At 73.7% G+C, this 803-nt stretch carries 1 protein-coding gene; it reads left to right on the forward strand.

All coding sequences use genetic code 11. The annotated features are described in order from the left end of the window. The coding region (locus tag D7V93_RS43675; RefSeq protein WP_147451711.1) for a carboxypeptidase-like regulatory domain-containing protein at nt 1-803 on the forward strand (803 nt) is incomplete at both ends.

Here is an 803-nt window from a genome sequence, read left to right on the forward strand (position 1 = left end):
CGTGGTGGACGAGGACGGCACCCCGCTGCCAGACACCCGGCTGACCGTGGTGCACGCCGGGAGCGCGCGCTACTTCGAGGCGCACGCCGACGCCAACGGCCACTTCAGCGTGGGCCCCCTGCCCGAGGCCCTCTACACCCTCGCCGCCTCCCACCCGGGCAAGCTCCCCATCTGGCTCCAGGAGCTGGGGGCCACCGCCCTGGAGGAAGACCTCGTGATGCACCCGCCCCGGCGCATCGTGGGCCAGGTGCTCGACGGTGAGCGGCCCGTCCCCGGCGCCACCGTGGTGGAGCAGGACGGCGAGCGCCTCACCGTCACCGACGCGCAGGGGCGCTTCACCTTCGACGACCTGCTGCCCTCCACCTACGCCCTGAACGCCGAACAGGGCGGAGAGCGGGCCTTCGAACAGGTGGAGCTGACGGAGCACCAGTCCGAGGCCGAGGTGACGCTGCACCTGGGCACCGCGTTCTTCCTCGAGGCCACCGTGCGCGACACCGCCGGGCACCCCGTGGCCGGCGCCTCGGTGGTCACCCTCGGAAGGGACGGCCCCGACCTGACCTACGGCATGGAGTCCGGCCAGCTCCTGCACGAGAGCGACGCGCAGGGCCGCGTGCGCCTGGGCCCCCTGCTGGCGCGCCCCTACGAGTTCAAGGTGTCCGCGGAGCGGCTGCTGGACTTCAGCCTGGAGAAGACCGTGGCGCGGGGGGACCCGCCCCTGGAGTTCGTCCTGTCCCCCGCCGTGGTCGTGGAGGGCCAGGTCACCGACGCCGAGGGCCACCCGGTGGCGGACGCCTCCCTGTCGC

Origin of the sequence: Corallococcus llansteffanensis (assembly GCF_003612055.1) — a bacterium.
Lineage (GTDB): Bacteria > Myxococcota > Myxococcia > Myxococcales > Myxococcaceae > Corallococcus > Corallococcus llansteffanensis.